Raw genomic sequence first — 600 nt, 5'->3', positions numbered from 1 at the left:
GCGATGAATGGGGTCCTGTTAACGACAAACAATCTATAACCGCTATGAAGAAAGCAATTGAATGCGGCGTAAACTTTATTGATACTGCTGATGTATACGGATTAGGACATAGTGAAAGGTTAGTAACTCAAGCGATAAGAGAGCACCGTAATAATATCGTTTTATCAACGAAAGGTGGTTTAATTGGACATCACTATGATCCAAGTGGAGAGCCTGTTTATAATACTGCCGAAAAAGTGATCGCAGTATTTGAAACTAGCTTACTGCGCCTAGAAACAGATTATATTGATGTTTATTTCTGTCACATTTGGTGGGATAAACAAGAAGAAACAGAAGCATTTTTACGCGCATTTGAAATATTAAAACGGGACGGAAAAGTAAGAGCTGTTGGTGTTTCAACTCACGACCTACAATATATAAAACACTTCAATCAAAACGATGAAATTGATGTTGTGCAACTTGATTACAACATATTAAACCGAAAACCAGAAAACGACATACTGCCCTACCTACAAGAGAACAATTTAGGAGCTGTTATACGCGGACCTTTAAAAATGGGAATATTAACTGGAAAGTTTACAAATAAAACAACTTTTCCTG

At 36.3% G+C, this 600-nt stretch carries 1 protein-coding gene; it reads left to right on the top strand.

The window, feature by feature from the left end:
• A partial coding sequence (locus AC1DTM_RS30680) for an aldo/keto reductase (protein WP_477001731.1) occupies positions 1-600 on the top strand: 600 nt, incomplete at both ends.

It is taken from the genome of Bacillus sp. P4_D3 (assembly GCF_056401855.1).
The sequence above is the reverse complement of the archived record's forward strand: the minus strand, read 5'-3'. Positions and strand labels throughout refer to the sequence as shown.